The sequence below is a fragment of the Variovorax boronicumulans genome (genome assembly GCF_040544675.1).
Lineage (GTDB): Bacteria > Pseudomonadota > Gammaproteobacteria > Burkholderiales > Burkholderiaceae_C > Variovorax > Variovorax boronicumulans_D.
This window is the reverse complement of sequence record NZ_JBEPKK010000019.1, coordinates 40,079-63,586: the sequence shown is the minus strand read 5'-3', so window position 1 is coordinate 63,586 and position 23,508 is coordinate 40,079. Positions and strand designations below refer to the sequence as shown.

Below are 23,508 nucleotides of genomic sequence, written 5' to 3'. Positions count from 1 at the left end.
CTTCGAAAGCCCTTCGCATGAGCACAGAGACCTCTTTCTCGACGCCCGCCGCCACCGCCGAGCTGATGGAGCAGATCCTCTACGAGGTCAAGCGCGTGGTCGTGGGCCAGGACCGCTTCCTGGAACGCGTGATGGTCGCCATGCTCGCGGGCGGCCACCTGCTGGTCGAGGGCGTGCCGGGGCTGGCGAAGACGCTCACCATCAAGACGCTGGCCGACACCGTGCAGGGCCAGTTCAAGCGCATCCAGTTCACGCCCGACCTGGTGCCGGCCGACCTGGTGGGCACGCGCATCTACAACCAGAAGACCGGCGACTTCAGCACCTCGCTGGGTCCGGTGTTCGCCAACCTGCTGCTGGCTGACGAAATCAACCGCGCCCCGGCCAAGGTGCAGAGCGCGCTGCTCGAAGTGATGCAGGAGCGCCAGGTCACCATCGCCGGCGAAACGCACAAGGTGCCGCGCCCCTTTCTCGTGATGGCCACGCAGAACCCCATCGAGACCGAAGGCACCTACCCGCTGCCCGAGGCGCAGGTGGACCGCTTCATGATGAAGGTGCTGGTCGACTATCCGAGCGACGAGGAAGAGTTCGTCATCGTGCAGCGCGTGATCGGCCCGCCGGTGTCGGCCAGCCCGGTCGCCACCACCGAGCAGCTTGCGGCGCTGCAGGCGGAGGCGCGGCGCGTGTATGTGGACCCCTCGCTGATCCAGTACGCGGTGAAGCTGGTCTCGGCCACCCGCACCCCCGAGAAGCACGGCTTGAAGGACATGCGCCGATTCATCACCTTCGGCGCGAGCCCGCGCGCCAGCATCAGCCTCACCGAAGGCGCACGCGCGCTCGCGCTGCTTCGCGGCCGCAGCTACGCGCTGCCCGAGGACATGACGGCGCTGGTGGGCGACGTGCTGCGCCACCGCGTGACGCTCTCCTACGAAGGCTTGTCCGAAGGGCTCACGCCCGACGGGCTGGTCGAGAAGATCATGAAAGCCGTCCCTGCTCCCCCCAAACCGCTGGAACATGAAAAGCTGGTGGCGTAAGGCCCCCGCGGCCGCCAACGACGAACAGCTTGTCGCGCAAGCTGGCGGGGCCGAACGCGCGCTGCGCCGGCTCGAATGGACGGTCATCCGCCGTCTCGACGGGCTGCTGCAGGGCGACTACCGCACGCTGATGCGCGGCAGCGGCCTGGACCTGGCCGACCTGCGCGAATACCAGCACCACGACGACGTGCGCCACATCGACTGGAACGTCACCGCCCGCTTGCAAACGCCGCATGTGCGCGTGTTCACCGAAGACCGCGAGATGGCTGCCTGGTTCGTGCTCGACCTGAGCCGCTCGGTCGACTTCGGCTCGGGCCTGAAGGCCAAGCGCGAAATCTCGGCCGGCTTCGTCGGCGTGCTCGCGCGCCTGCTCACGCGGCACGGCAACCGGGTCGGCGCGCTGGTCTACGGCAACGACCTCGAAGCGGTGATCCCGCCGCGCAGCGGCCGGCGCCATGTGCTGCACCTGCTGCACGCCATGGAGCGCCGCGCCGACAAGGCCAACGCACCGGCGCAAAAAGGCATGACCCGCCTTGACGACCTGCTCAAGTCCGCCGCCAACCTGATGCCGCGCCGCTCCACCGTCTTCGTGGTGTCAGATTTCCTGAGCGAACCCGGCTGGGAGCGTCCGCTCGGCCAGTTGGTGCAGCGGCATGAAGTGATCGCGGTGCGCCTCTTCGATCCGCTGGAACTCGAACTGCCCGACCTGGGCCTGGTGCCGCTGCGCGATGCCGAAACGGGCGAGCAGCTTTGGGTCGACACCCACGATGCCGGTTTTCGCAAGCGCTTTGCCCGCCTGGCCGCCGAGCGCGAGGCCGCGCTGCGCGCCTCGCTCGCCAAGGCCGGCGTCGATGCGCTCGAGCTCTCGACCAGCGACGATCTGGTGGAAGCCATCGTTCGTTTTGCCGACATGCGCAAGCGCCGCACGCGCGCGGGCGCAGCTTCGGTCCCGGGCAATGTGAAGGCGGTGGCAGCATGACATTTCTCTGGCCTCAATTCCTCTGGCTGCTGGCGGCCTTGCCGCTGCTGGTGTTGCTCTATGTCTGGCTGATCCGCCGCAAGAAAAAGCTGGCGGTGCGCTACGCGAGCCTCTCGATCGTGCGCGAGGCGATGGGCGCCGGCCAGAGCGTGCGGCGGCACATTCCGCCCCTGCTCTTCCTGCTGGCCATGGCCGCGATGCTGGTGGCCGCGGCGCGGCCGATGGCGGTGGTGATGCTGCCTTCGAACCAGCAGACCATCATCCTGGCGATGGATGTGTCGGGCAGCATGCGCGCGGCCGACGTGCTGCCCAACCGGCTGGTGGCGGCGCAGGAGGCGGCCAAGAGCTTCATCAAGGACCTGCCGCGCCATGTGAAGGTGGGCATCGTTGCCTTCGCGGGCAGCGCGCAGGTGGCACAGCTGCCCACCGTCAACCATGAAGACCTGGTGACCGCCATCGACAGCTTCCAGCTGCAACGCGCCACCGCCACCGGCAACGCCATCGTGGTGTCGCTGGCCACGCTGTTCCCCGATGCCGGCATCGACATCGAACAGTTCAGCGCCCCCAGCCGCCAGCGCGGCACGCCCATCGACCAGGCCGAGAAAAAGCCCAAGGAGTTCACGCCCGTGGCGCCCGGCTCGTTCACTTCGGCCGCGGTCATCATGCTGACCGACGGCCAGCGCACCACCGGCGTCGACCCGATCGAAGCGGCCAAGGCCGCGGCCGACCGCGGTGTGCGCATCTACACGGTGGGCGTGGGCACGGTGGACGGCGAAACCATCGGCTTCGAAGGCTGGTCGATGCGCGTTCGGCTCGACGAGGAAACCCTCAAGGCCGTGGCCAACCGCACCAATGCCGAATACTTCTACGCGGGCACCGCGAACGACCTGAAGAAGGTCTACGAAACGCTGAGCTCCAAGCTCACCGTGGAGAAGAAGGAAACCGAAATCTCGGCGCTGTTCGCGCTCGGCGCGGCGGTGCTCACGCTGCTGTCGGCGGGGCTGTCGCTGCTCTGGTTCAACCGGATTCTTTAGCCGCGCGGGCCGCCTCGGCCCTGAGCGCCATCGCGGCGGGGTCGGGCGACTTCACCGCCCCGATGCCGCCCAGGAACAGATCGGCCACGATCGGCGCGATGGCCGCGTGGTCGAGTTTGCCGTCGGGCTTCATCCAGGTGAACATCCAGTTGATCATGCCGAACAGCAGCATGGTCAGCGGCTTGGCCATGTCGTCGCTGGGCGCGCCGGGCCGCAGGGCCGACACCGCGCGCGCAAAGCCCGCGACCACCTCGCGCTCCTTGTCGAGCACGCGCTCACGGTCTTCTTCCTCGAGAAAGCGCACGTCGTCGGTCAGCACGCGGTGGGCGTCCTGCGCGCCGGCATATTCCTCGACGATGCGGTAGATGAAGCGGCGAAGGCGCTCTTCGTCGGTGTGCGTCGACGCCTCTTCCTCGGCCACCAGCGCCGCCAGCTTGGACACATGCGTCTCGGCGATGCTGATCAGGAGGCTGCTCTTGTCCTTGTAGTAGTGATAGAGCGTGGCCTTCGAGAGATTGCAGGCCTCGGCCACCTGGTTCATCGACGTGGCGGGATAGCCCCGTCGCGCAAACAGCTGGGCGGCCTGCGCGAGGATCAGTTCGCGCTGGTCGTCGTAGGTGGCGGATCTTCCACGCGGCATCGGGTCGGGTTCCTTGGAATCAAGCGGTTGAGGACAACGCGCGATCTTGCATGAAATGAAGCGGGCGGCCTCTCAGCCCCGGCGGGTGGCGATGAGCGGTTGCACATCGATGGCCGGCAGGCGCGGGCGCTGTGCCTCCACCTCGGCGAGCGGCGCCACTTCGCGCAGGCTCTCGAGGCAGCGCACGGTCAGCGCCTGGTACACGTGCGTGCCGTCGAGCTTCCACGCGACTTCCTCGTCGGTGAGCTCGCGCTTCACCTTCGCCGGAATGCCCGCCACCAGCGAGCGCTCCGGCACCTTCATGCCGGCCGGCACGAAGGCGCAGGCCGCGACGATGGCTTTCTCGCCGATCTCGGCCTCGTCCATCACCACGGCATTCATGCCCACCAGCGCGTCGCGCCGCACGATGCAGCTGTGCAGGATCGCGCCGTGCCCGATGTGGCCGTTGACCTCGACCACCGTGTCGTTGTCGGGAAAGCCGTGGATGCAGCAGTGGTCCTGCACGTTGGAGCCCTGCTCCAGCACGATGCGGCCGAAGTCGCCGCGCAGGCTGGCGCAGGGGCCCACATAGCAGTCGGGTCCGACGATCACGTCGCCGATCAGCACGGCGCTGGGGTGCACGTACGCGCTGGGGTGAACGACGGGGATCACGCCGTCGATGGAATAGCTGGGCATTCGGTGGGTCTCCTTTTTTTGGGGGACTCAGGGTTTGCCCTGAATCAACCCGCTTGTGTCGGGATTGAGCTCGATCCTAAAATCAACCGAACGGTCGGTCAATAGTGTTTGCTCACCGATTTGTACCCACACAAGGATGAGAGACGCCCCATGTCAGAACCTTTAGTTCTCACCAGCAATGCCGGCGCGGTGCGCACGCTGAGCCTCAACCGCCCTGCGGCGCTCAACAGCTTCACGACCGAACTGCATGCCGAGTTGATGGCGGCGCTTGAACTGGCCGCGAAGGATGACAGCGTTCGATGCGTGGTCCTCACCGGCGCCGGCCGCGCCTTCTGCGCCGGCCAGGACCTGGCCGACCCTTCGGTCGCTCCCGACCCCACGCCCGGCGCCGCGCCCAAGGACCTGGGCCACGTCATCTCCACCTACTACGCTCCACTGGTCGCGCGCCTGCGCTCGATGCCGGTGCCGGTGGTCGCAGCCGTGAACGGCGTTGCCGCCGGAGCGGGCGCCAACCTCGCGCTGTGCTGCGACCTCGTCGTGGCCGGCCGCTCGGCCAGCTTCATCCAGGCCTTCACCAAGATCGGACTGATCCCGGACACCGGCGGCACCTGGCTGCTGCCGCGCCTCGTGGGCTCGGCGCGCGCACTCGGCATCGCGATGCTGGGCGACAAATTGCCCGCCGAAGAAGCCGCACGCATCGGCCTGATCTGGCAGTGCGTGGACGACGCGGCACTGGCCGACACGGCCGCCGCACTCGCATCGAAGCTGTCCGCCATGCCCACACGCGCGCTCGTCGCCACCCGCCAGGCCCTGGCTGCGGCGCAGGACATGAACCTCGACACCGCACTCGCCGAAGAGTCCCGCATCCAGCGTGAGATGGGCAATGCCAACGACTACCGCGAAGGCGTCGAAGCCTTCCGCGCCAAGCGCGCGCCTGTGTTCAAGGACCGCTGAGCCATGACCGACGCCTCCTCCAAACCAACCCGCACACCCCAGCAAACGGCCGAGTACGTCCGCGACGGAATGCTCGCCAACGACAACGCGACAAAAGGCCTCGGCATGCGCATCGTCGAGGTCGGCCCCGGCCAGGCCACCATCGAGATGCAGGTCCGCGACTACATGCTCAACGGCCACGCCACCTGCCACGGCGGCTTCATGGCCACGCTGGCCGACTCCACCTTCGCCTTTGCCTGCAACTCGTACAACGAGCTGACCGTGGCCTCGGGCTTCTCCATCGACTTCATCGCTCCCGCGCGCGAAGGCGATGTGCTCACCGCGCGCTGCCACGAGGTCTCCAAGGCCGGCCGCACCGGCGTGTACGACACCGAAATCACCAACCAGCGCGGCGAGCGCATCGCGATGTTCCGCGGCCGCTCCTACACCGCCAAAGGCCGGCCCGCCGTTGCCGCCTGAGGAGACAGCACCCCATGACAGCCAGACACCCCGCCCCCGGCGAACTCGACCCCATCGAAACCGCGAGCCGCGACGAGATCACCGCGCTGCAGCTCACGCGCCTGCGTGCCACGCTGCAACGCGCTTACGACAACGTGCCGCATTACCGCCGTGCCTTCGACGCGAAGGGCGTGCACCCGAACGACCTCAAGTCGCTCGCGGATCTTTCGAAGTTCCCGTTCACGGTCAAGAGCGACCTGCGCGACAACTACCCCTTCGGCATGTTCGCCGTGCCGCGCACACAGGTCGCGCGCATCCACGCATCGTCGGGCACCACCGGCAAGCCGACCGTCGTGGGCTACACGAAGAACGACATCGACACCTGGGCCGACCTCGTCGCGCGTTCGATCCGCGCCGCGGGCGGCCGGGCCGGCGACATGATCCACGTGGCCTACGGCTACGGCCTCTTCACCGGCGGCCTGGGCGCGCACTACGGCGCCGAGCGCGCGGGCTGCACCGTCATCCCGATGTCCGGCGGGCAGACCGAGAAGCAGGTGCAGCTCATCCAGGACTTCAGGCCCGACATCATCATGGTCACGCCCAGCTACATGCAGGTGATCATCGAGCAGTTCGAGCGGCAAGGCCTCGATGCCAAAGACAGCTCGCTGAAGATCGGCATCTTCGGCGCCGAACCGTGGACCGAGGCGATGCGCCGCGACATCGAGGCCAAGGCCGGCATCGATGCGGTCGACATCTACGGCCTCTCGGAAGTGATGGGTCCGGGCGTTGCCAGCGAATGCGTCGAGAGCAAGGACGGCCCTGTCATCTGGGAAGACCATTTCTATCCCGAGATCATCGACCCCGACACCGGCGAACTGAAGGCCGACGGCGAAGAAGGCGAACTGGTCTTCACGTCGTTGAGCAAAGAGGCGATGCCGATCATCCGCTACCGCACGCGCGACCTCACGCGCCTGCTGCCGCCCACCTCGCGCGCCTTCCGCCGCATGGGCAAGATCGTCGGGCGCAGCGACGACATGATGATCATCCGCGGCGTCAACGTCTTCCCCACGCAGGTGGAAGAGATCGTGCTCGCGCACAAGAGCCTCTCGGGCCTCTACCAGGTGCATGTGAGCCGCGCCGACAAGCTCGACCAGGTCGAGGTGCACTGCGAGCTCAATGCCGCCGACGCCGCCGCGGCCGACCGGGCCGCCATCGGCGAATGGGTGCAGCACCGCGTCAAGACGCTCATCGGCATCTCCACCCGCGTGGTCGTCCATTCGCCCAACGAAATGGAACGCACCCAGACCGGCAAGGCCCGCCGCGTGATCGACACGCGCCCACGCTGAACCGCCCCACACACCCACCGAAAGGACACGCACATGTACACCCAGGCAATGGACACCATGGGCAAGGACGCCGGCGACGACAAGAAGAAAGCCTTGCGCTCCGCCGAAGAGATGCAGCTCGAAGCGCGCTTCGATGCCCACATCGACGCCGGCGACTTCATCGAGGCGAAGGACTGGATGCCCGAGCACTACCGCAAGACGCTGGTGCGCCAGATCAGCCAGCACGCGCATTCCGAAATCGTCGGCATGCTGCCCGAGGGCAACTGGATCAGCCGCGCGCCGACCTTGAAGCGCAAGGCCATCCTCCTGGCCAAGGTGCAGGACGAAGGCGGCCACGGCCTCTACCTGTATGCGGCTGCCGAAACGCTGGGCACTTCGCGCGACCAGATGTTCGACGCGCTGCACAGCGGCAAGGCCAAGTACAGCTCGATCTTCAACTACCCCACGCTCACCTGGGCCGACATGGGCACCATCGGCTGGCTGGTCGATGGCGCGGCGATCATGAACCAGGTGCCGATTTGCCGCTGCTCGTACGCACCGTATGCGCGCGCCATGATCCGCATCTGCCGCGAGGAGAGCTTTCACCAGCGCCAGGGCTACGAAGCCCTGCTGACCATGATGACCCACGGTACCGACGCGCAGAAGGCGATGGTGCAGGACGCGGTCAACCGCTGGTGGTGGCCCTCGATCATGATGTTCGGCCCGCCCGACGACCAGTCGCCCAACTCGGCGCAGTCGATGCGCTGGGGCATCAAGCGCTTCAGCAACGACGAGCTGCGCCAGAAGTTCATCGACGCCGCCGTGGAGCAGGCCGCCATTCTCGGCGTGACCCTGCCCGACCCCGACCTGAAGTGGAACGAAGAGCGCCAGGCACACGACTTCGGCGCCATCGACTGGAGCGAGTTCTGGCGCGTGGTAGGCGGCGACGGGCCGTGCAACCGCGAGCGCCTGCAAGCCCGCGTCGATGCGTGGGACGACGGCGCCTGGGTCCGCGAAGCCGCAATGGCCCACGCCAACAAACAACCGATCAAGGAGGCGGCATGACCGTCGATATGACAAAACAAGAGTGGCCCCTGTGGGAAGTGTTCGTGCGCAGCAAGGCCGGCCTGGACCACAAGCACTGCGGCAGCCTGCATGCGGCGGATTCGAAGATGGCCATCCAGATGGCGCGCGACGTGTACACGCGCCGCCAGGAAGGCAGCAGCATCTGGGTGGTGCGCTCCGAGCAGATCGTGGCGAGCGACCCGGCGGACAAGGACATGTATTTCGATCCGGCGGAAGACAAGGTGTATCGCCATCCGACCTTCTACGCGCTGCCCAAGCAGGTCGACCACATGTAATGCCCACCCGGCCGTTCGGGCTGAGCCTGTCGAAGCCAGTCACCACCTTCGACAAGCTCAGGATGAACGGATCGGGAGTCGCACAGGAACTCAACACCATGCAAGCATCGATAGAACTGAACTGCACCCCCGCCGTGCAATACCTGCTGCGCATCGGCGACACCTGCCTCGTGCTCGCGCAGCGCCTGGGTGAATGGTGCGGCCATGCGCCCGTGCTCGAGGAAGACATCGCGATGGCCAACATCGCGCTGGACCTCGTCGGCCAGGCACGCGGCCTGCTCACGCATGCCGGCAAGCTCGAGGGCGAAGGCCGCGCGCACGACGAAGACCAGCTCGCCTACCTGCGCGACGAGCGCGACTACTTCAACCTCACGCTCGTCGAGCTGCCGCGCGGCGACTTCGCATTCGCCGTGCTGCGCAACACCATGGTCGCCACGCTGCTCAAGCTGCTGTGGCAGCGCCTGGCCGCGTCGAGCGACGCCGAAGTGGCGGCCATCGCCGGCAAGGCGGTGAAGGAAGCGCGCTACCACCAGCAGCATTCGGCCGACTGGGTCGTGCGCCTGGGCGACGGCACCGATGAATCGCGTCGCCGCACCGAAAAAGCGTTGAAGCAACTCTGGCTCTATGTGCCCGAACTCTTCGAAAGCGATGCGGTGGACGAAGCAGCGAGCGCCAGCGGCCTCGGCCCGGCGTGGAGCGAGTTGCGCGAACCCTGGCTTGCCGAGATGCAGCAGGTGCTGGACGCCGCCGGCCTCACGATGCCGAAGGAAGCCGCCTTCCGCAGCAACGGCAAGCAGGGCGTTCACAGCGAGCACATGGGCTACATCCTCACCGAGATGCAGCATCTGCAGCGCAGCTTTCCCGGAGGCGTGTGGTGAACGCAGTTGCATCGCGCGTCGATGCGGCCTGGGCCGTGCTGCACACCGTGCTCGACCCCGAGGTGCCGGCCGTTTCGGTCTGCGACCTGGGCATCGTGCGCGAAGTGATCGAGCACGACGAGGGCCTCGAGATCGTGCTCACGCCGACCTACTCCGGCTGCCCCGCCACCGAGGCCATCGAACACGACGTGCTGGCCGCCATCGAACAGGCCGGCCTCGGCCGCGCACGCGCCACCTTGCGCCGCGCACCCGCATGGAGCAGCGACTGGATCAGCGACGAAGGCCGCGCGAAGCTCAAGGCCTACGGCATCGCGCCGCCGGCCCACCTCACCCCCGAAGCCGCGGCGAGCACCGCGATGCCGATCAAGCTCTTCGGCCGCATCGCGGGCGAACGCATCGCCTGCCCGCGTTGCGCGAGCGAGCGCACCGAGCGCCTCTCGGCCTTCGGCTCCACCGCATGCAAGGCCTTGTACCGCTGCATGGCCTGCCGCGAACCCTTCGAACACTTCAAGCCAATCTAGGTCCCCAAGCGATGAGCACCCTCTTCCATCCCCTGCGCGTGAAGGCCATCGAGCCCGACACGGCCGAGGCCGTCATCGTCTCGTTCGAAGTGCCCACCGACCTGCAGGAAGTCTTCGGCTTCACGCAGGGCCAGTACCTCACCTTGCGCCACGACATCGACGGCCAGGACCTGCGCCGCTCCTATTCGATCTGCGCGGGCCTGGACGACGGCGAGCTGCGCGTGGGCGTGCGCAAGGTGCGCGGCGGCGTGTTCTCCAACTGGATCAACGCCAGCCTGCAGCCCGGCGACACGCTGCAGGTGATGGCGCCGCAGGGCCGCTTCTTCGTGCCTATCGAGCCTTCCTCGGCCCGGCATCACGTGGGCATCGCGGGCGGCAGCGGCATCACGCCGATCCTCTCGATCATGAAGACGGTGCTGGCGCGCGAGCCCGCGAGCCGCTTCACGCTGATCTACGGCAACCGCCAGTTGCAGTCCACGATGTTCAAGGAAGAAATCGAGGACCTGAAGAACCGCTACATGACGCGCCTGGTGCTGCTGCATGTGTTCTCCGACGAGCACACCGATTCGCCGCTGGGCTTCGGCGTGATGAACCGCGAGAAGATCGGCGAGTTCCTCTCGTCGGTGGTGCCGGCCAAGCGCATCGACCACGTGTACGTCTGCGGCCCGTTCCAGATGAACGACGAGGCCGAAGCCGCGCTGCTCGCGGCCGGCGTGCCGGAAGACCGCATCCACATCGAGCGCTTCGGCGTTGCGCTGCCCTCGGCCACCCAGGTCGGCGCCGTGGTGCACGAGACGCTGCCCGGCGATGCCAAGCAGGCGCGCATCACCATCGTGCGAGACGGCCTGCAGCGCGAAATCACCTTCACCGAAGGCCAGCCCAGCATCCTCGATGCGGCGTCGGCCGCCGGCCTCGAAGTGCCGTTCTCGTGCACCTCGGGCGTGTGCGGCACCTGCCGTGCCAAGTGCGTGGACGGGGAAGTCCGCATGGAAAGAAACTTTGCGCTCGACAAGAATGAAGTGGCCGCGGGCTTCGTGCTGACCTGCCAGGCCCACCCCCTCACCGAGCGCGTGACGCTGTCCTTCGACGAACGTTGATGCGCCAGGCCTCGACCCCTTTTTCAACCCGGAGACAAAACCAATGAAATTCCTCTTCAAGCCCCTGCTGATCGCCGCGCTGTGCGCCACCGCCGCCGCGGCCTGGGCCGACGTCAATGTCGGCGTGACGGTGTCGGCCACCGGCCCGGCCGCCTCGCTCGGCATTCCAGAGAAGAACACCATCGCGCTGATGCCCAAGACCATCGGCGGCCAGAAGATCAACTACATCGTGCTGGACGATGCCTCCGACACCACCGCGGCCGTGGCCAACACCCGCAAGCTGATCGCCGAGAACAAGGTCGACATCGTGCTGGGCTCCACCACCACGCCCAACTCGCTGGCCATGATCGACGTGGTGAGCGAAGCCAAGGTGCCGATGATCTCCATCGCCGCCTCGGCCCGCATCATCGAGCCGATGGACGCCAAGAAGAAGTGGGTGTTCAAGACGCCGCAGAACGACATCATGATGTCGCTGGCCATCGCCGAGCACATGGCCGCCAACGGCGTGAAGACGGTCGCCTACATCGGCTTCTCCGACGCCTACGGCGAAGGCTGGTCGGAAGAATTCGCCAAGGCCGCCGCGCTCAAGAAGATCACCGTGGTCGCCAACGAGCGCTTCTCGCGCAGCGACACCTCGGTGACCGGCCAGGCACTGAAGATCATGGCCGCCAAGCCCGACGCCGTGCTGGTCGGGGGCTCGGGCACGCCGGCCGCGCTGCCGCAGAAGACGCTCAAGGAGCGCGGCTACACCGGCAAGATGTACCAGACCCACGGCGTGGCGAATTCCGACTTCCTGCGCGTGGGCGGCAAGGACGTGGAAGGCACCTTCCTGCCGGCCGGCCCGGTGCTCGTGGCCGCCCAGCTGCCTGCCGACAACCCGGTGAAGAAATCCGCGATGGCCTACGTGTCGGCTTATGAAGCGGCCAACGGCAAGGGCACCGTGTCCACCTTCGGCGCGCACGCATGGGACGCCGGTTTGCTGATGAGCTCGGCCGTGCCGGTCGCGCTGAAGAAGGCCCAGCCCGGCACGCCTGAATTCCGCGCCGCGCTGCGCGATGCGCTGGAGCAGACCAAGGATGTGTCGGGCGCGCATGGCGTGTTCAACATGACCGAGAAGGATCACCTCGGCCTGGACCAGCGCGCGCGCGTGATGGTGAAGATCGAGAACGGCGCCTGGAAATACCAACCCTGATGGCCTTTGCCTTGCTCCCTCCCCCTCTGGGGGAGGGCAGGGGTGGGGGCACGACGGCACACGGCAACGCACTGCGCCGAACAAGGGCCGCTTGCCCCCATCCCAACCTTCCCCCAAAGGGGGAAGGAGCAACGCAGCGCGGCTGACGGCGTTTGCGGCAGAAACTGATTCGACACACGGGCCGAGCCCAAAGGTTCTTTTATGGATTTGCAGATCGCCCTGTTGTTGGGGCAGGACGGCATCGTCAACGGTGCCGTCTACGGATTGATGGCGCTCGCCCTGGTGCTGGTGTTCTCGGTCACGCGCGTCATCTTCATTCCCCAGGGTGAGTTCGTCGCCTTCGGGGCGCTGTCGATGGCGATGCTGCAGGCCGGCCGCGTGCCGGCCACGCTGTGGCTGCTGCTCGCACTGGCGGTGATGGTGCTGATCGTCGAGTTCTGGCGCTGGAAGCGCGGCGCGGTGGTCGACTGGGCCTCGGCGCTCGCGTGGTGCGTGGTGCTGCCGCTGGCCGCCGCCGCGCTGGTGCTGCTGCTCAAGCCCACCTCGATGGCGGGGCAGACGCTCACCACGCTGCTGCTGATCATGCCGCTCGGTCCGCTGCTCTATCGCCTGGCCTATCGGCCGCTGGCGGATGCCAACGTGCTGATGCTGCTGATCGTCTCGGTCGCGCTGCATGGCGTGCTGGTCGGCCTGGGCCTGCTGTTCTTTGGCGCCGAAGGTTCGCGCACCACGGCCTTCTCGGACGCCCGCTTCGACATCGGCGGCATTCCGGTCAGCGGGCAATCGCTGGTGGTCGTTGGCGTCACCCTGCTGCTGGTGATCGCGATGTTCCTGTTCTTCGGGCGCTCGATGGTCGGCAAGGCCTTGCGCGCCACTGCCATCAACCGCGTGGGTGCGCGCCTCTCGGGCATTCCGACCGAGCTGTCGGGCGACCTGAGCTTTGCGCTCGCGGCGCTCATCGGCGCGGTGTCGGGCCTGCTCATCGCGCCGATCACCACCGTGTACTACGACACCGGCTTCCTGATCGGCCTCAAGGGCTTCGTCGCGGCCATCGTCGGCGGGCTGGCGAGCTATCCGCTGGCGCTGGTCGGCGCGCTCCTCGTCGGGCAGCTCGAAGCCTTTGCTTCCTTCTGGGCCAGCCCGTTCAAGGAAGTGCTGGTCTTCACCCTGATCATTCCCGTGCTGTGGTGGCGTTCGCTGCGCAGCCATCATGTGGAGGACGAGGAATGAGCCCGTCTTCGAATCCCGTCGCGGTCAATGCACCGCCCGCCGGCAAGCCGCTGGTCACGCCGCGCCAGCTCACGCTGGTCTTCGTGGTCGCGCTCGCGCTGGCCTGGGGCTTCCTGCCCGAGTTCACCGTGTCGGTACTCAGCAACATCGGGCTCTATGCGCTGGTCGCCGTGGGGCTGGTGATGCTGACCGGCGTGGGCGGCATGACCTCTTTCGGACAGGCCGCCTTCGTCGGCATGGGGGCGTACGCCACGGCGTGGATCTGCACCTCGCCTACCGCTGCCGCATGGATGAGCGGACTCAACCCTGTGCTGTTGCCCTGGGCCGGCCTGCTGCTGGGCCTTGTGTTCACCTTCGCGCTCGCCTGGGCGCTGGGCGCGGTCACGCTCAAGCTGCAGGGCCACTACCTGCCGCTGTGCACCATCGCCTGGGGCCTGAGCCTCTACTACCTGTTCGGCAACATGGAGTTCCTCGGCGGGCAGACCGGCATCACGGGCGTGCCGCCGCTCGTGGTCGCGGGCGTGTCGCTTGCCACGCCGCGCGCGCTGGGCGTAGTGATCTGGGCCGTGCTGCTGCTCGCGCTGTGGGCGATGCACAACCTGCTCGACTCGCGCGAAGGCCGCGCCATCCGCGCGCTCAAGGGCGGGCGGCTGATGGCCGAATCGATGGGCGTCGACACCGCGCGCCACCGCATCAAGCTCTTTGTGCTGGCCGCGCTGCTCGCTGCAGTTTCGGGCTGGCTCTATGCGCACCTGCAGCGCTTTGTGAACCCCACGCCCTTCAACCTGAACATCGGCATCGAGCTGCTGTTCATGGCGGTGGTGGGCGGCGCGGGGCATCTTTGGGGCGCGGTGCTGGGCGCTGCGCTGATCACTCTGCTCAAGGAGAAGCTGCAAGACGTGCTGCCCGCATTGCTCGGCACCAGCGGCAACTTCGAGGTGATCGTGTTCGGCCTGCTGATGCTGTTCGTGCTGCAGCGCTTTGCGGATGGGCTGTGGCCTACGCTGGCACGGCTGGCGAGCCGCTGGGTGCGTGCCGATGTGCCCAAGCCAACGCCCGCCGCTTCGAAGGCCCCCGCCGTGCAGCTTGCGCAGCGCACGCTGCCCGCATCGGGCGAATTGCTGCTCGAAGCCAGCGACGTGAGCAAGCGTTTCGGCGGCCTGGTCGCCAACAACGCGATCTCGATGACGCTGAAGGCCGGCGAGATTCACGCGCTGATCGGGCCGAACGGCGCAGGCAAGAGCACTTTTTTCAACATGATCTCGGGCGTGGACGATCCGACCTCGGGCGAGGTCAGGCTCTCGGGCCAGTCGATGGCCACGAAGCCGTCGCGTGACTTCGCCGCACTGGGCCTGGGCCGTACCTTCCAGCATGTGCGCCTGCTCGGGCAGCGCAGCGTGGTCGAGAACGTCGCGCTCGGCGCCCACCTGCGCGCCAGGCGCGGCTGGCTCGCCGCGATGCTGCGGCTGGACCGCGCCGAAGAAGCCGCGCTGATGGCCGAAGCCCGCCGCCAGATCGAACGCTGCGGCCTGGGCGCGCATGCCGACACGCCGGCCGCATCGCTGTCGCTCGGCCAGCAGCGCGTGGTGGAAATCGCGCGCGCCCTTGCCGGCCAGCCCTCGGTGCTGCTGCTCGACGAACCCGCCGCGGGCCTGCGGCACCTGGAAAAGCGCGCACTCTCCGTGCTGCTGAGCCAGCTGCGCGCCGAGGGCCTCGGCATCCTCGTGGTGGAACACGACATGGAATTCGTGATGAACCTGGCCGACCGCGTCACGGTGCTCGAATTCGGCACCGTCATCGCCATCGGCACCCCCGCCGAGGTGCAAGCCAACCCGCGTGTCCTGGAAGCCTATCTGGGCGGTGCCGACGACGAACTGCTGGAAGACGCACGATGAGCCATCCCCTGCTTCAACTCGAGGACTTCTGCGTCGCCTACCGCACCGTCGAGGCGGTGCACAGCGTGCGGCTGCATGTGAACGAAGGCGAGATCGTCACCGTCATCGGCCCCAACGGCGCGGGCAAGACCACGCTGCTGTGCGCGGCGATGGGGCTCTTGCCGTCCACCGGCGTGCTCGCGCTGCACGGCGAGCGCATCGCGCGCCCTGGCGTCGAGACCATGGTGGCGCGCGGCGTGGCGCTGGTGCCGGAGCGCCGCGAGCTGTTCGGCGAGATGTCGGTCGAAGACAACCTGCTGCTCGGCGGCTTCTACCAGTGGCGCAAGGGCAAGCGCGACCAGCGCGCCCGCATGGAGGAGGTGTTCGAGATCTTCCCGCGGCTGCGCGAGCGCGAGCCGCAGATGGCGTCCACGCTCTCGGGCGGCGAACGCCAGATGCTCGCCATCGGCCGCGCGCTGATGGCGCGGCCGCGCCTCCTGATGCTCGACGAACCCTCGCTCGGCCTGGCGCCGCTGGTGGTGCGCGAGGTGCTGCGCGTGGTGTCGCAACTGCGCAGCCATGGCGTGTCGGTGCTGCTGGTGGAGCAGAACGCGCGCGCGGCGCTGCAGGTGGCCGACCGGGCGTATGTGCTGGAGATGGGCGACGTGGCGCTGGAAGGCAATGCGCGCGATCTGCTGCATGACCAAAGAATCATCGATACCTATCTGGGGATCGGCAACAAGCACTGACGCCGCTTTTCTCTCTGCCCTTCTCTTTCTCCCTCCCCTTCCGGGGGAGGGTCGGGGTGGGGGCACGACGGCTTTTGACAAAGCACTGCGCCGAACGAGCGCCGCTTGCCCCCATCCCAGCCTTCCCCCGGAAGGGGAAGGAGCCAATACAAAGACAAAGCCAAAGGACACTTTCATGACCCCCCTCCAAAGCTACATCGCCGGCCGCTGGATCGGCAAAGAGAGCGCGCAGCAATTGCGCAGCGCCATCAACGGCCAGCCCGTGGCCAGCACGCATGCCGAGGCCATCGACTTCGCCGAAGCGCTGCAGTACGCGCGCCGCACCGGCATCCCCGCGCTCATGAAGCTCGACTTCCAGCAGCGCGCGGAGCGCCTCAAGGCGCTGGCCAAGTACCTCGCCGCGAACAAGGAAACGCTCTACGCGATCTCGGCCCACACCGGTGCCACGCGCGCCGACAGCTGGATCGACATCGAAGGCGGCGCCGGCACGCTGAGCGCCTACGCCGGCATCGGCTCCAACGAGCTGCCTTCGGGCAACCTGGTGCATGAAGGCCCGGCCTTCCCGCTCGGCAAGAAGGGCGGCTTTGCGGGCACGCACATCCTGGTGCCACGCGGCGGCGTGGCGGTGCACATCAACGCCTTCAACTTTCCGGTGTGGGGCTTGCTCGAGAAGTTCGCGCCCAGCTTCCTCGCGGGCATGCCGTGCATCGGCAAGCCGGCCTCGGCCACCAGCTACCTCACCGAGGCTGCGGTGCGGCTCATCGTGCAGTCGGGCATCCTGCCCGAGGGCAGCCTGCAGCTGGTGATCGGCGGCACGGGCGACCTGCTCGATCGCCTCGAAGGCCCCGACGTCGTCACCTTCACCGGCTCGGCCGACACCGCGGCCAAGCTGCGCGTGCATCCGAACATCGTGCGCCAGTCGATCCCGTTCAACGCCGAGGCCGACTCGCTCAACTGCGCCATCCTCGCGCCCGACGTGACACCCGACGACGAGGAGTTCGATCTCTTCGTGAAGGAAGTGGCACGCGAGATGACGACCAAGGCCGGCCAGAAGTGCACCGCGATCCGCCGCGCGATCGTGCCACGCCAGCACCTCGATGCGGTGGCCGAGCGCCTCCGCGCGCGCCTCGCCAAGACCGTCATCGGCGACCCATCGCGCGAAGAGGTGCGCATGGGCGCCCTCGCCTCGCACGCGCAAAAGGCCGACGTGGCCGAGCGCGTGGCCATGCTGCTGCAGGGCGCCGAGCTGGTCTACGGCGAGCGCGACGGCTTCTCGCCCGTGGGCGACGGCGTGAGCGAAGGCGCGTTCTTCGCGCCCACGCTGTTATTGAGCCGCAAGCCGCTGGAACACGATGCCGCGCACGATGTCGAGGCCTTCGGCCCCGTCAGCACGCTGATGCCCTACGACGGCATCGACGAAGCATTGGCCCTGGCCGCACGCGGCCGCGGCAGCCTCGTCGGCACGCTGGTCACGCGCGACCCGGCCATCGCAGCCAAGGCCATTCCGGTCGCTGCCGCGTGGCACGGCCGCCTGCTGGTGCTGGACCGCGAAGCCGCCGTCGAATCGACCGGCCATGGCTCGCCGCTGCCGCAGCTCAAGCATGGCGGCCCTGGCCGCGCGGGTGGCGGCGAAGAACTGGGCGGCCTGCGCGCCGTGAAGCACTACCTGCAACGCGCCGCGGTGCAGGGCTCGCCGACGATGCTGGCCGCGATCACCGGCGAGCATGTGCGCGGCGCCGCCGTACGCGAGAGCGAGGTGCATCCCTTCCGCAGCTATTTCGAAGACCTGCGCATCGGCGACTCGCTGCTCACCCACCGGCGCACCGTCGGCGAGGCCGACATCGTGGCCTTCGGCGGCATCTCGGGCGACTATTTCTACATGCACTTCGACGAGGTCGCAGCCAAGGAATCGCCCTTCGGCAAGCGCATCGCGCACGGCTACTTCGTGCTGTCGGCAGCGGCGGGCCTGTTCGTCTCGCCCGCGCCGGGCCCGGTGCTCGCCAACTACGGCTTGGACACGCTGCGCTTCGTCAAGCCCGTGGGCATCGGCGACACCATCCGCGCGCGCCTGACCTGCAAGCGCAAGATCGATCGCAACAAGAAGGACGCGAGCGGCCAGGGCCAGGGCGTGGTGGCGTGGGACGTGGAGGTGACCAACCAGGACGGCGACGTGGTCGCGAGCTACGACATACTGACCCTCGTGTCCAAGAAGCCGGAGGCCATCTGATGTTCGATCTCACTGGAAAAGTCGCGCTCGTCACCGGCGGCAACGGCGGCATCGGCCTCGGCATGGCCGAGGGCCTTGCGAAAGCCGGGGCGCGCGTCATCGTCGCGGCACGCAATGCACAGAAGTCGGCCGCCGCGGTCGAGGCCCTCAAGGCATTGGGCAGCGACAGCTTCGCGCTCACACTCGACGTGACCGACGAGGCCTCGGTGCAGAAGGCTTTCGACGACGCGGCCGCGCGCTGCGGCCGGCTCGACATCCTCGTGAACAACGCCGGCACCACGGTGCGCAAGCCGGTCGACCAGCTCTCGCTGGCCGAGTGGCACCAGGTGATGGACACCAACCTCACCAGCGCCTTCCTCTGCAGCCGCGCCGCGCACCCGCACCTTCAGCGCGCGGGCGGCGGCAAGATCATCAACATCGGCTCGATGATGTCGATCTTCGGCGCGCCCTATGCGCCGGCCTATGCCGCGAGCAAGGCGGGCATCGTGCAGCTCACCAAGTCGACCGCGCTCTCGTGGGCGGCCGACAACATCCAGGTCAACGCGATCCTGCCCGGCTGGTTCGAGACCGAACTCACCGACGGCGCCCGCACCCAGATTCCGGGCCTGTACGACCGCGTGGTGGCCCGCGCCGCCGCCGGCCGCTGGGGCCAGCCGGCCGACATCGCAGGCACCGCGGTGTTTCTCGCGAGCCCCGCCTCCGACTACGTGACCGGCACAGCGATTCCGGTGGACGGCGGGTTTTCTATTTCTGGCTGAAGACGGGCGGCGCGTGTAAATTCGGCCGCCATGCTCTTCTGGTTCCAGATCTTCCTTCTCGTCGCCGGCACGGCCGCGCTGCTTTACGTGTCGCGCGGACCGCTGAGCCAGCCCGGCTCGCACGGCTTCTACCGCTTCTTCGCGTGGGAATGCATGCTGGTGCTGATCGTGGTGAACCTGCCGGTGTGGCATGTGGACCCGTTCTCTCCGACGCAGATTCTTTCGAGCATCTTCCTCGCGCTCTCCATCTGGCTGCCGATCCACGCGGTGCGGCTGCTCAAGGCACAGGGCAAGCCCAGCGATGCGCGCAACGACGACCCTGCCCTCTACGGTTTCGAGAAGACCTCGTCGCTGGTAACCACCGGCGCCTTCCGCTACATCCGCCATCCGATGTACACCGCGCTGATGCTGCTGGCCTGGGGCGCCTTCCTCAAGCAGTTCACCTGGCTCACCCTGGCGCTGGTGCTGGCGGCCACGGTGCTGCTGCTGCTGACGGCACTGCGCGACGAAAAGGAATGCATCGCGCATTTCGGCGAGACCTACCGCGACTACATGCGGCGCACGCGGCGCTTCATTCCGTTCGTGATCTAGGCCATTCTTCACGGGTCGCGGTTCCTCCGCAGCCTGCAAGTGCGGGGCGCAACGTTAATATGCGCCTCCCTCCCCGGCGCCCGTCTCCCCCATGCACTCCCCGAAAAGCACGGCCTTCCCTTCCGCCGTGCAAGCCGCCCTGTTGTTCCTGGCGCTGCTCCTCTGCGAATTCATCGTCGGCACCGCGCTGCGCGATGCCAACGGCTGGCTCGGGCTGAACGGCATGCAGCTGGGCGTACTTTCCACGGTGCTGGGCAACGGCTGCGTGTTCGCGGTGGTCATGCACTACCAGCAGCTCACCTACCGCCAGCTCTTCCACCAGTCGCCCGCCTCGACCCGCGCCACGTTGATGCTGATCGTGCCGCCGGTGCTGCTGCTCGTGCCGGGGCTGATGGTGGCGATGTCGCTGGCCCTCACGCTGCTGGCGATCATTGCGCCGCTCTCGCCCGGGGAACAGGCGATGTTCAGCCGCATGGCCGACGGCAGCGTCGCGGCCACGCTGGCGGTGTGCGTGGTGGCCCCGCTGCTCGAAGAAATGCTGTTCCGCGGCATCGTGCTGCGCGGCTTCCTTCGACGCTACTCGCGGGGGTGGGCCATCTTCGGCTCGGCCGTGCTGTTCGGTGCGGCGCACCTGAACATCTACCAGTTCGTCGTGGGCGTGGCCATGGGCATGGTGCTCGGCTGGCTCTACGAGCGCACCCGTTCGCTCATTCCGTGCATCGCGCTGCATGCCGCGTACAACACCGGCGCCCTGGTGGTCGGCGACTGGCCCGACGCGGCCACGGCCGCCGAGACGCTGTGGATGCTGCTGCTGGTGGTGCTGGCCGCCGTCGTCGGCGTGCTGGCCTTGCGGCGCATGCTGGTCGCGCCGGCGCCGCGCAAGCCGTTGCGCTAAGCGTTCCCTTCAAGGCTGCACGGGCGGCAGCGGCCGCGCATCGACCGCTTCGCCGTCCACGATGAAGTGCCCGCCCGCCACATGGTGCAACGTGCGCAGTTCGTCATGGCCGGTGAAGTTCCAGCGCCCGTTGGCGAACACGCGTGCATCGGCCTGCGCGGCGATCACCTCGCCCAGGAACAGGTCGTAGCGCTGCTGTATCGGCGGCTCGGGCAGCAGTCGGCATTCGAGCCAGGCCACGCAGCCTTCGAGCAGCGGCGCATCGGTGGCGGTGCCGGCGAAAGTCTGAAGGCCGTAGGCCGCGAACTTGTCGCGCCCCGAGGTCTCGACGATCTCGCGGCCCGAGCTGTTGCCCAGGGCCTCCGTCAGATCGAGCTGCGCGCGCGACGGCACCTGCAACGCAAAGCAGCCCGCGCCTTCGAGCAGCACCCGCGTCCAGGTGCTCTTGTCGAGCACCACGGCCACCTTGGGCGGATCGAAGTCCAGCGGCATCGCCCACGCGGCCGCCATGATGTTGCGCTGCCCGCCGTGCGCCGCGCTCACGAGCACGGTGGGTCCGTGGTTGAGCAGGCGATAGGCCTTGGCGAGGGGAACGGGGCGGCGGTGCGAAGACGAAGGCGATGCGGCGTTGTTCGGCGTAGCGGGAGCGGGGTGGGCCATGCAGCCAGCATGCCACGCCTTGCGGCGATTCGCTCGCGCAGTTCAGCTCAGCGCGGCGCCGCCTGCCGCCTGAACTCGCTCGGGCTCCCGCCCGTGTGCTCGCGAAACACCCGGCTGAAGTGCGAAAGGTTGCCAAAGCCCGAGGCCAGCGCGATGTCGGTGATGGACCTTGACGCATTCGCCGGATCCAGCAGCCCGCGGATGCTCGCCGCCAGCCGCTGGTGAAGGATGTAGCCGGTGAGCGTGTCGTCGTCGCCCGCGAAGGCGCTGTGCAGCAGGCGCTTGCTGCAGCGAAGGGCCTGCGCCATGCCGTCGATCGACAGTGCCGGGTCGTGCAGGTTCTGCGCGACGTGGTGCTGGATGCGGTCTTTCAGCGCCTCGCGCTGGGTGCGAGGCGTGCTCTGGCCCGCAAGCTCCATCAGCGAGAGCCGCACCAGCTGGATCAGCAATTCGCCCGCGCCGCGCGCCGCCGCTTCGCTCATGAATGGCAGTTCGAGATACGTGTTGCGCATGGTCTCCAGCGCCACGCGCGAGATGCCGCTGTCGCCCCCGATGCGGCGCGCCAACAGGTCCGCGAGCGGCAGCGAGGGCGAGACGATCTGGTCCTTGGGCAGCATCACGATCAGGTGGTCGCTGCGCTCGGGATTCTCCACGCGGTAGTCGGCGGTGGTGTCGTAGAGCACCCATCCGCCCGCGCGCACCGCCGCCGCACGGCCGCGCTGCGTCACCTCCGCCGAGCCCTGCCAGGGCGCGACGATCTTCAGGTAGGGCGCCTCGCTCAGCCGCGCCATCTGCGCGGTGCGCAGCACGCGGTGGCGATTGGCCTCCAGCCGCGTGAGGATGACGTCGCCGGCATGCGAGGCGGCGATATGGCCTTCGAATTCGCTGTCGCCGTACAGGTCGGAGCCCAGGCCGCCGAAGTGGCGCCACACCCACTCGCACCACTGCGGCCCGCGCTCCTTCGGCGGAATCGGGTCGGTGGACAGCAGCAGGGACTCGGTCATGAAGGAAAACGAAAGATCGCAATGCGCGGCCGGACGGCAGCGCATTGTGAATCGCCTGGGCAATCCGCGGGCTTTCGGGTTAACCACTAGGCACCTGCGCGCTGCGTCAAGTGCTTTGTGCGCGGCGGGCACAGCACCCGGGGGCCCCCTTTCCTAGGATGACCGCAGCGGGCGCATACCGACGCCCGGAAGGAGACTCGCCATGTTTCAAGCCACCCGCCGCCGCTGGATCCAGGGGGCCGCCACCGCCCTGGGCACCGCCGCCGTCGCACCGCGCCTGTTCGCGCAGAGCGGCCCCGTTCGCATCGGCTACGCCATCGCCCGTACTGGCCCCTGGGCGGCCGGTGCGCAGGTCAGCCAGGAGCCCAACTACCTGCTGTGGGCCGAGCAGGTCAACGCCGCGGGCGGGATTTCGGTGAAGGGTGCCAGGCGCCCCATCGAGCTCATCGGCTACGACGACCGCAGCGAGACCGAGACCTGCGTGCGCACCTTCGAGAAACTGATGGGCAGCGACAAGGTCGACCTCGTGCTGCCGCCCTGGGGTTCGGGCGCCAACTTCGCGGTTGCGCCGCTGGCCAACCGCTTCGGCTATCCGCTGCTGGCGCCCACCGCGCTCTCGCGCAAGCTGATCGACATGCGGCTGCCCTTCTTCTTCTCGCTGCTGCAGCAGCCCGACAAGATGATGGGTGCGCTGGTGGACATGCTGGTGGCGAACAACGTGAAGACCATCACCATCGTCTACATGGACGACCTGTTCGGGCTGGAGAACTTCGCGGCGCTCAACAACGCGCTGAAGAAGACGCAGATCCAGGTGCTCGACCGCAAGAGCTACCCGCTCGGCGTGAAAGACCTCGCGCCTGTGCTGCGCACCATGAAAGACCTGAACCCGGACGCCTTCATCGGCATCACCTACCCGCCGGACACCATCCTGGCGAGCCGGCAGGCGCGCGAAGTCGGCTTCAACCCGAAGTACTTCTACGCCTCGGTGGGCACCGCCTTCCAGCTCTACAAGAACGTGATGGCCGCCAACACCGAAGGCGTGATCGGCATGGGCTCGTGGAACGGCAAGACCAGCCCCGAGGCCAAGGCCTACTTCGAAGCGCACACGAAGAAGTTCGGCAAGGAGCCCGACCGCTGGGCCAGCGGCCACGCATGGGCCGGCCTGCAGATCCTGCAGCAGGCGGTGGAGAAGGTGGGGCTCGATCGCAAGGCGCTGCGCGAGCAGATCGCAAAAAACGAGTTCAAGACCATCCTCGGGCCGATCCGCTTCGAGGGCAGCGAGAACGCCTCGATCCCCGGCACCGTCGCGCAATGGCAGGGCAACGACTTCGAAGTGGTCTGGCCCAGGGACCGCGCCACCGCGCAACTGATGCCGAAACCGGCCTGGAAGTAACG

General features: G+C 67.7%; 24 protein-coding genes. 20 read left to right on the top strand and 4 right to left on the bottom strand.

Features of this window, described 5'->3' with window-relative positions; genetic code table 11:
* Positions 1–17 precede the first annotated feature (17 nt).
* From ABIC90_RS24875 to ABIC90_RS24865, 3 genes are read left to right on the top strand one after another with little or no spacing between them, the layout of a single operon-like run.
* Positions 18–1,031, top strand: a complete 1,014-nt coding sequence (locus ABIC90_RS24875; protein WP_354358955.1) for an AAA family ATPase — start codon at positions 18–20, stop codon at positions 1,029–1,031.
* Entirely contained in the window at positions 1,012–2,010 is a 999-nt protein-coding gene (locus ABIC90_RS24870) for a DUF58 domain-containing protein (protein ID WP_354358953.1), read from the top strand. Before ABIC90_RS24875 ends, ABIC90_RS24870 begins: the two co-directional genes overlap by 20 nt.
* Positions 2,007–3,044: a VWA domain-containing protein gene (locus tag ABIC90_RS24865; RefSeq protein ID WP_354358951.1), complete on the top strand. Its 1,038-nt coding sequence runs from the start codon at positions 2,007–2,009 to the stop codon at positions 3,042–3,044. Before ABIC90_RS24870 ends, ABIC90_RS24865 begins: the two co-directional genes overlap by 4 nt.
* Here ABIC90_RS24865 and ABIC90_RS24860 read toward each other — a convergent pair.
* Positions 3,028–3,684: a TetR/AcrR family transcriptional regulator gene (locus ABIC90_RS24860; RefSeq protein WP_354358949.1), complete on the bottom strand. Its 657-nt coding sequence runs from the start codon at positions 3,682–3,684 to the stop codon at positions 3,028–3,030. The two genes, ABIC90_RS24865 and ABIC90_RS24860, sit on opposite strands and share 17 nt — an antisense overlap.
* Before the next feature lie 72 nt (positions 3,685–3,756).
* Entirely contained in the window at positions 3,757–4,359 is a 603-nt protein-coding gene (locus ABIC90_RS24855; protein ID WP_354358947.1) for a phenylacetic acid degradation protein PaaY, read from the bottom strand.
* A gap of 150 nt (positions 4,360–4,509) precedes the next feature.
* Here ABIC90_RS24855 and ABIC90_RS24850 point away from each other — a divergent pair, with 150 nt between their 5' ends.
* The 16 genes from ABIC90_RS24850 to ABIC90_RS24775 all read left to right on the top strand — a co-directional run bounded on the left by ABIC90_RS24850 (position 4,510) and on the right by ABIC90_RS24775 (position 20,449).
* Positions 4,510–5,313: an enoyl-CoA hydratase-related protein gene (locus ABIC90_RS24850; RefSeq protein WP_354358945.1), complete on the top strand. Its 804-nt coding sequence runs from the start codon at positions 4,510–4,512 to the stop codon at positions 5,311–5,313.
* A 3-nt stretch (positions 5,314–5,316) separates the two neighbouring features.
* Entirely contained in the window at positions 5,317–5,772 is a 456-nt protein-coding gene (paaI, locus tag ABIC90_RS24845) for a hydroxyphenylacetyl-CoA thioesterase PaaI (RefSeq protein ID WP_354358943.1), read from the top strand.
* A 14-nt stretch (positions 5,773–5,786) separates the two neighbouring features.
* Positions 5,787–7,097 (top strand): phenylacetate--CoA ligase PaaK, encoded by a 1,311-nt coding sequence (gene paaK, locus ABIC90_RS24840; protein WP_354358941.1) that lies wholly within the window; start codon positions 5,787–5,789, stop codon positions 7,095–7,097.
* Between the two features lie 33 nt (positions 7,098–7,130).
* Complete coding sequence (gene paaA, locus ABIC90_RS24835; RefSeq protein ID WP_354358939.1) at positions 7,131–8,141, top strand: 1,2-phenylacetyl-CoA epoxidase subunit PaaA; 1,011 nt, start codon at positions 7,131–7,133, stop codon at positions 8,139–8,141.
* Entirely contained in the window at positions 8,138–8,437 is a 300-nt protein-coding gene (gene paaB / locus ABIC90_RS24830) for a 1,2-phenylacetyl-CoA epoxidase subunit PaaB (protein WP_354358937.1), read from the top strand. Before paaA ends, paaB begins: the two co-directional genes overlap by 4 nt.
* 98 nt (positions 8,438–8,535) lie before the next feature.
* Positions 8,536–9,315 (top strand): 1,2-phenylacetyl-CoA epoxidase subunit PaaC, encoded by a 780-nt coding sequence (gene paaC / locus ABIC90_RS24825; RefSeq protein ID WP_354358935.1) that lies wholly within the window; start codon positions 8,536–8,538, stop codon positions 9,313–9,315.
* Positions 9,312–9,836: a 1,2-phenylacetyl-CoA epoxidase subunit PaaD gene (gene paaD, locus ABIC90_RS24820; protein ID WP_436318246.1), complete on the top strand. Its 525-nt coding sequence runs from the start codon at positions 9,312–9,314 to the stop codon at positions 9,834–9,836. Before paaC ends, paaD begins: the two co-directional genes overlap by 4 nt.
* 11 nt (positions 9,837–9,847) lie before the next feature.
* Positions 9,848–10,933: a 1,2-phenylacetyl-CoA epoxidase subunit PaaE gene (gene paaE, locus ABIC90_RS24815; protein WP_354358931.1), complete on the top strand. Its 1,086-nt coding sequence runs from the start codon at positions 9,848–9,850 to the stop codon at positions 10,931–10,933.
* Positions 10,934–10,976: 43 nt separating this feature from the next.
* Complete coding sequence (locus tag ABIC90_RS24810) at positions 10,977–12,125, top strand: ABC transporter substrate-binding protein (protein WP_354358929.1); 1,149 nt, start codon at positions 10,977–10,979, stop codon at positions 12,123–12,125.
* Positions 12,126–12,326: 201 nt separating this feature from the next.
* Positions 12,327–13,355, top strand: a complete 1,029-nt coding sequence (locus tag ABIC90_RS24805; protein WP_354358927.1) for a branched-chain amino acid ABC transporter permease — start codon at positions 12,327–12,329, stop codon at positions 13,353–13,355.
* Positions 13,352–15,250: a branched-chain amino acid ABC transporter ATP-binding protein/permease gene (locus tag ABIC90_RS24800; RefSeq protein ID WP_354358925.1), complete on the top strand. Its 1,899-nt coding sequence runs from the start codon at positions 13,352–13,354 to the stop codon at positions 15,248–15,250. Before ABIC90_RS24805 ends, ABIC90_RS24800 begins: the two co-directional genes overlap by 4 nt.
* Positions 15,247–15,978, top strand: coding sequence for an ABC transporter ATP-binding protein (locus ABIC90_RS24795; RefSeq protein ID WP_354358923.1), 732 nt, complete (start codon positions 15,247–15,249; stop codon positions 15,976–15,978). The genes ABIC90_RS24800 and ABIC90_RS24795 overlap by 4 nt, the downstream gene beginning before the upstream one ends.
* 175 nt (positions 15,979–16,153) lie before the next feature.
* A complete protein-coding gene (gene paaZ, locus ABIC90_RS24790) occupies positions 16,154–18,205 on the top strand; it encodes a phenylacetic acid degradation bifunctional protein PaaZ (RefSeq protein WP_354358921.1) in 2,052 nt (683 codons plus the stop codon).
* A complete protein-coding gene (locus tag ABIC90_RS24785; protein WP_354358919.1) occupies positions 18,205–18,963 on the top strand; it encodes an SDR family NAD(P)-dependent oxidoreductase in 759 nt (252 codons plus the stop codon). The genes paaZ and ABIC90_RS24785 overlap by 1 nt, the downstream gene beginning before the upstream one ends.
* A gap of 30 nt (positions 18,964–18,993) precedes the next feature.
* Positions 18,994–19,554 carry a methyltransferase family protein gene (locus ABIC90_RS24780; RefSeq protein WP_354358917.1) on the top strand — a complete coding sequence of 187 codons (561 nt, stop codon included), beginning with the start codon at positions 18,994–18,996 and terminating at the stop codon, positions 19,552–19,554.
* A 127-nt stretch (positions 19,555–19,681) separates the two neighbouring features.
* Positions 19,682–20,449, top strand: coding sequence for a CPBP family intramembrane glutamic endopeptidase (locus ABIC90_RS24775; RefSeq protein ID WP_354358915.1), 768 nt, complete (start codon positions 19,682–19,684; stop codon positions 20,447–20,449).
* Positions 20,450–20,458: 9 nt separating this feature from the next.
* Here ABIC90_RS24775 and ABIC90_RS24770 read toward each other — a convergent pair whose 3' ends face one another.
* Positions 20,459–21,109: a flavin reductase family protein gene (locus ABIC90_RS24770; protein ID WP_354358913.1), complete on the bottom strand. Its 651-nt coding sequence runs from the start codon at positions 21,107–21,109 to the stop codon at positions 20,459–20,461.
* Positions 21,110–21,156: 47 nt separating this feature from the next.
* Positions 21,157–22,113 (bottom strand): helix-turn-helix domain-containing protein, encoded by a 957-nt coding sequence (locus ABIC90_RS24765; protein WP_354358911.1) that lies wholly within the window; start codon positions 22,111–22,113, stop codon positions 21,157–21,159.
* A 202-nt stretch (positions 22,114–22,315) separates the two neighbouring features.
* Here ABIC90_RS24765 and ABIC90_RS24760 point away from each other — a divergent pair, with 202 nt between their 5' ends.
* Positions 22,316–23,506: an amino acid ABC transporter substrate-binding protein gene (locus tag ABIC90_RS24760; protein ID WP_354358909.1), complete on the top strand. Its 1,191-nt coding sequence runs from the start codon at positions 22,316–22,318 to the stop codon at positions 23,504–23,506.
* Positions 23,507–23,508 lie beyond the last annotated feature (2 nt).

What these genes read in the sequence shown, in the direction of transcription:
- ABIC90_RS24875 (WP_354358955.1), top strand. Translation starts at nt 18, where the DNA reads ATGAGCACAGAGACCTCTTTCTCGACGCCCGCCGCCACCGCCGAGCTG.
- ABIC90_RS24870 (WP_354358953.1), top strand. Translation starts at nt 1,012, where the DNA reads ATGAAAAGCTGGTGGCGTAAGGCCCCCGCGGCCGCCAACGACGAACAG.
- ABIC90_RS24865 (WP_354358951.1), top strand. Translation starts at nt 2,007, where the DNA reads ATGACATTTCTCTGGCCTCAATTCCTCTGGCTGCTGGCGGCCTTGCCG.
- ABIC90_RS24860 (WP_354358949.1), bottom strand. Translation starts at nt 3,684, where the DNA reads ATGCCGCGTGGAAGATCCGCCACCTACGACGACCAGCGCGAACTGATC.
- ABIC90_RS24855 (WP_354358947.1), bottom strand. Translation starts at nt 4,359, where the DNA reads ATGCCCAGCTATTCCATCGACGGCGTGATCCCCGTCGTTCACCCCAGC.
- ABIC90_RS24850 (WP_354358945.1), top strand. Translation starts at nt 4,510, where the DNA reads ATGTCAGAACCTTTAGTTCTCACCAGCAATGCCGGCGCGGTGCGCACG.
- paaI (WP_354358943.1), top strand. Translation starts at nt 5,317, where the DNA reads ATGACCGACGCCTCCTCCAAACCAACCCGCACACCCCAGCAAACGGCC.
- paaK (WP_354358941.1), top strand. Translation starts at nt 5,787, where the DNA reads ATGACAGCCAGACACCCCGCCCCCGGCGAACTCGACCCCATCGAAACC.
- paaA (WP_354358939.1), top strand. Translation starts at nt 7,131, where the DNA reads ATGTACACCCAGGCAATGGACACCATGGGCAAGGACGCCGGCGACGAC.
- paaB (WP_354358937.1), top strand. Translation starts at nt 8,138, where the DNA reads ATGACCGTCGATATGACAAAACAAGAGTGGCCCCTGTGGGAAGTGTTC.
- paaC (WP_354358935.1), top strand. Translation starts at nt 8,536, where the DNA reads ATGCAAGCATCGATAGAACTGAACTGCACCCCCGCCGTGCAATACCTG.
- paaE (WP_354358931.1), top strand. Translation starts at nt 9,848, where the DNA reads ATGAGCACCCTCTTCCATCCCCTGCGCGTGAAGGCCATCGAGCCCGAC.
- ABIC90_RS24810 (WP_354358929.1), top strand. Translation starts at nt 10,977, where the DNA reads ATGAAATTCCTCTTCAAGCCCCTGCTGATCGCCGCGCTGTGCGCCACC.
- ABIC90_RS24805 (WP_354358927.1), top strand. Translation starts at nt 12,327, where the DNA reads ATGGATTTGCAGATCGCCCTGTTGTTGGGGCAGGACGGCATCGTCAAC.
- ABIC90_RS24800 (WP_354358925.1), top strand. Translation starts at nt 13,352, where the DNA reads ATGAGCCCGTCTTCGAATCCCGTCGCGGTCAATGCACCGCCCGCCGGC.
- ABIC90_RS24795 (WP_354358923.1), top strand. Translation starts at nt 15,247, where the DNA reads ATGAGCCATCCCCTGCTTCAACTCGAGGACTTCTGCGTCGCCTACCGC.
- paaZ (WP_354358921.1), top strand. Translation starts at nt 16,154, where the DNA reads ATGACCCCCCTCCAAAGCTACATCGCCGGCCGCTGGATCGGCAAAGAG.
- ABIC90_RS24785 (WP_354358919.1), top strand. Translation starts at nt 18,205, where the DNA reads ATGTTCGATCTCACTGGAAAAGTCGCGCTCGTCACCGGCGGCAACGGC.
- ABIC90_RS24780 (WP_354358917.1), top strand. Translation starts at nt 18,994, where the DNA reads ATGCTCTTCTGGTTCCAGATCTTCCTTCTCGTCGCCGGCACGGCCGCG.
- ABIC90_RS24770 (WP_354358913.1), bottom strand. Translation starts at nt 21,109, where the DNA reads ATGGCCCACCCCGCTCCCGCTACGCCGAACAACGCCGCATCGCCTTCG.
- ABIC90_RS24765 (WP_354358911.1), bottom strand. Translation starts at nt 22,113, where the DNA reads ATGACCGAGTCCCTGCTGCTGTCCACCGACCCGATTCCGCCGAAGGAG.
- ABIC90_RS24760 (WP_354358909.1), top strand. Translation starts at nt 22,316, where the DNA reads ATGTTTCAAGCCACCCGCCGCCGCTGGATCCAGGGGGCCGCCACCGCC.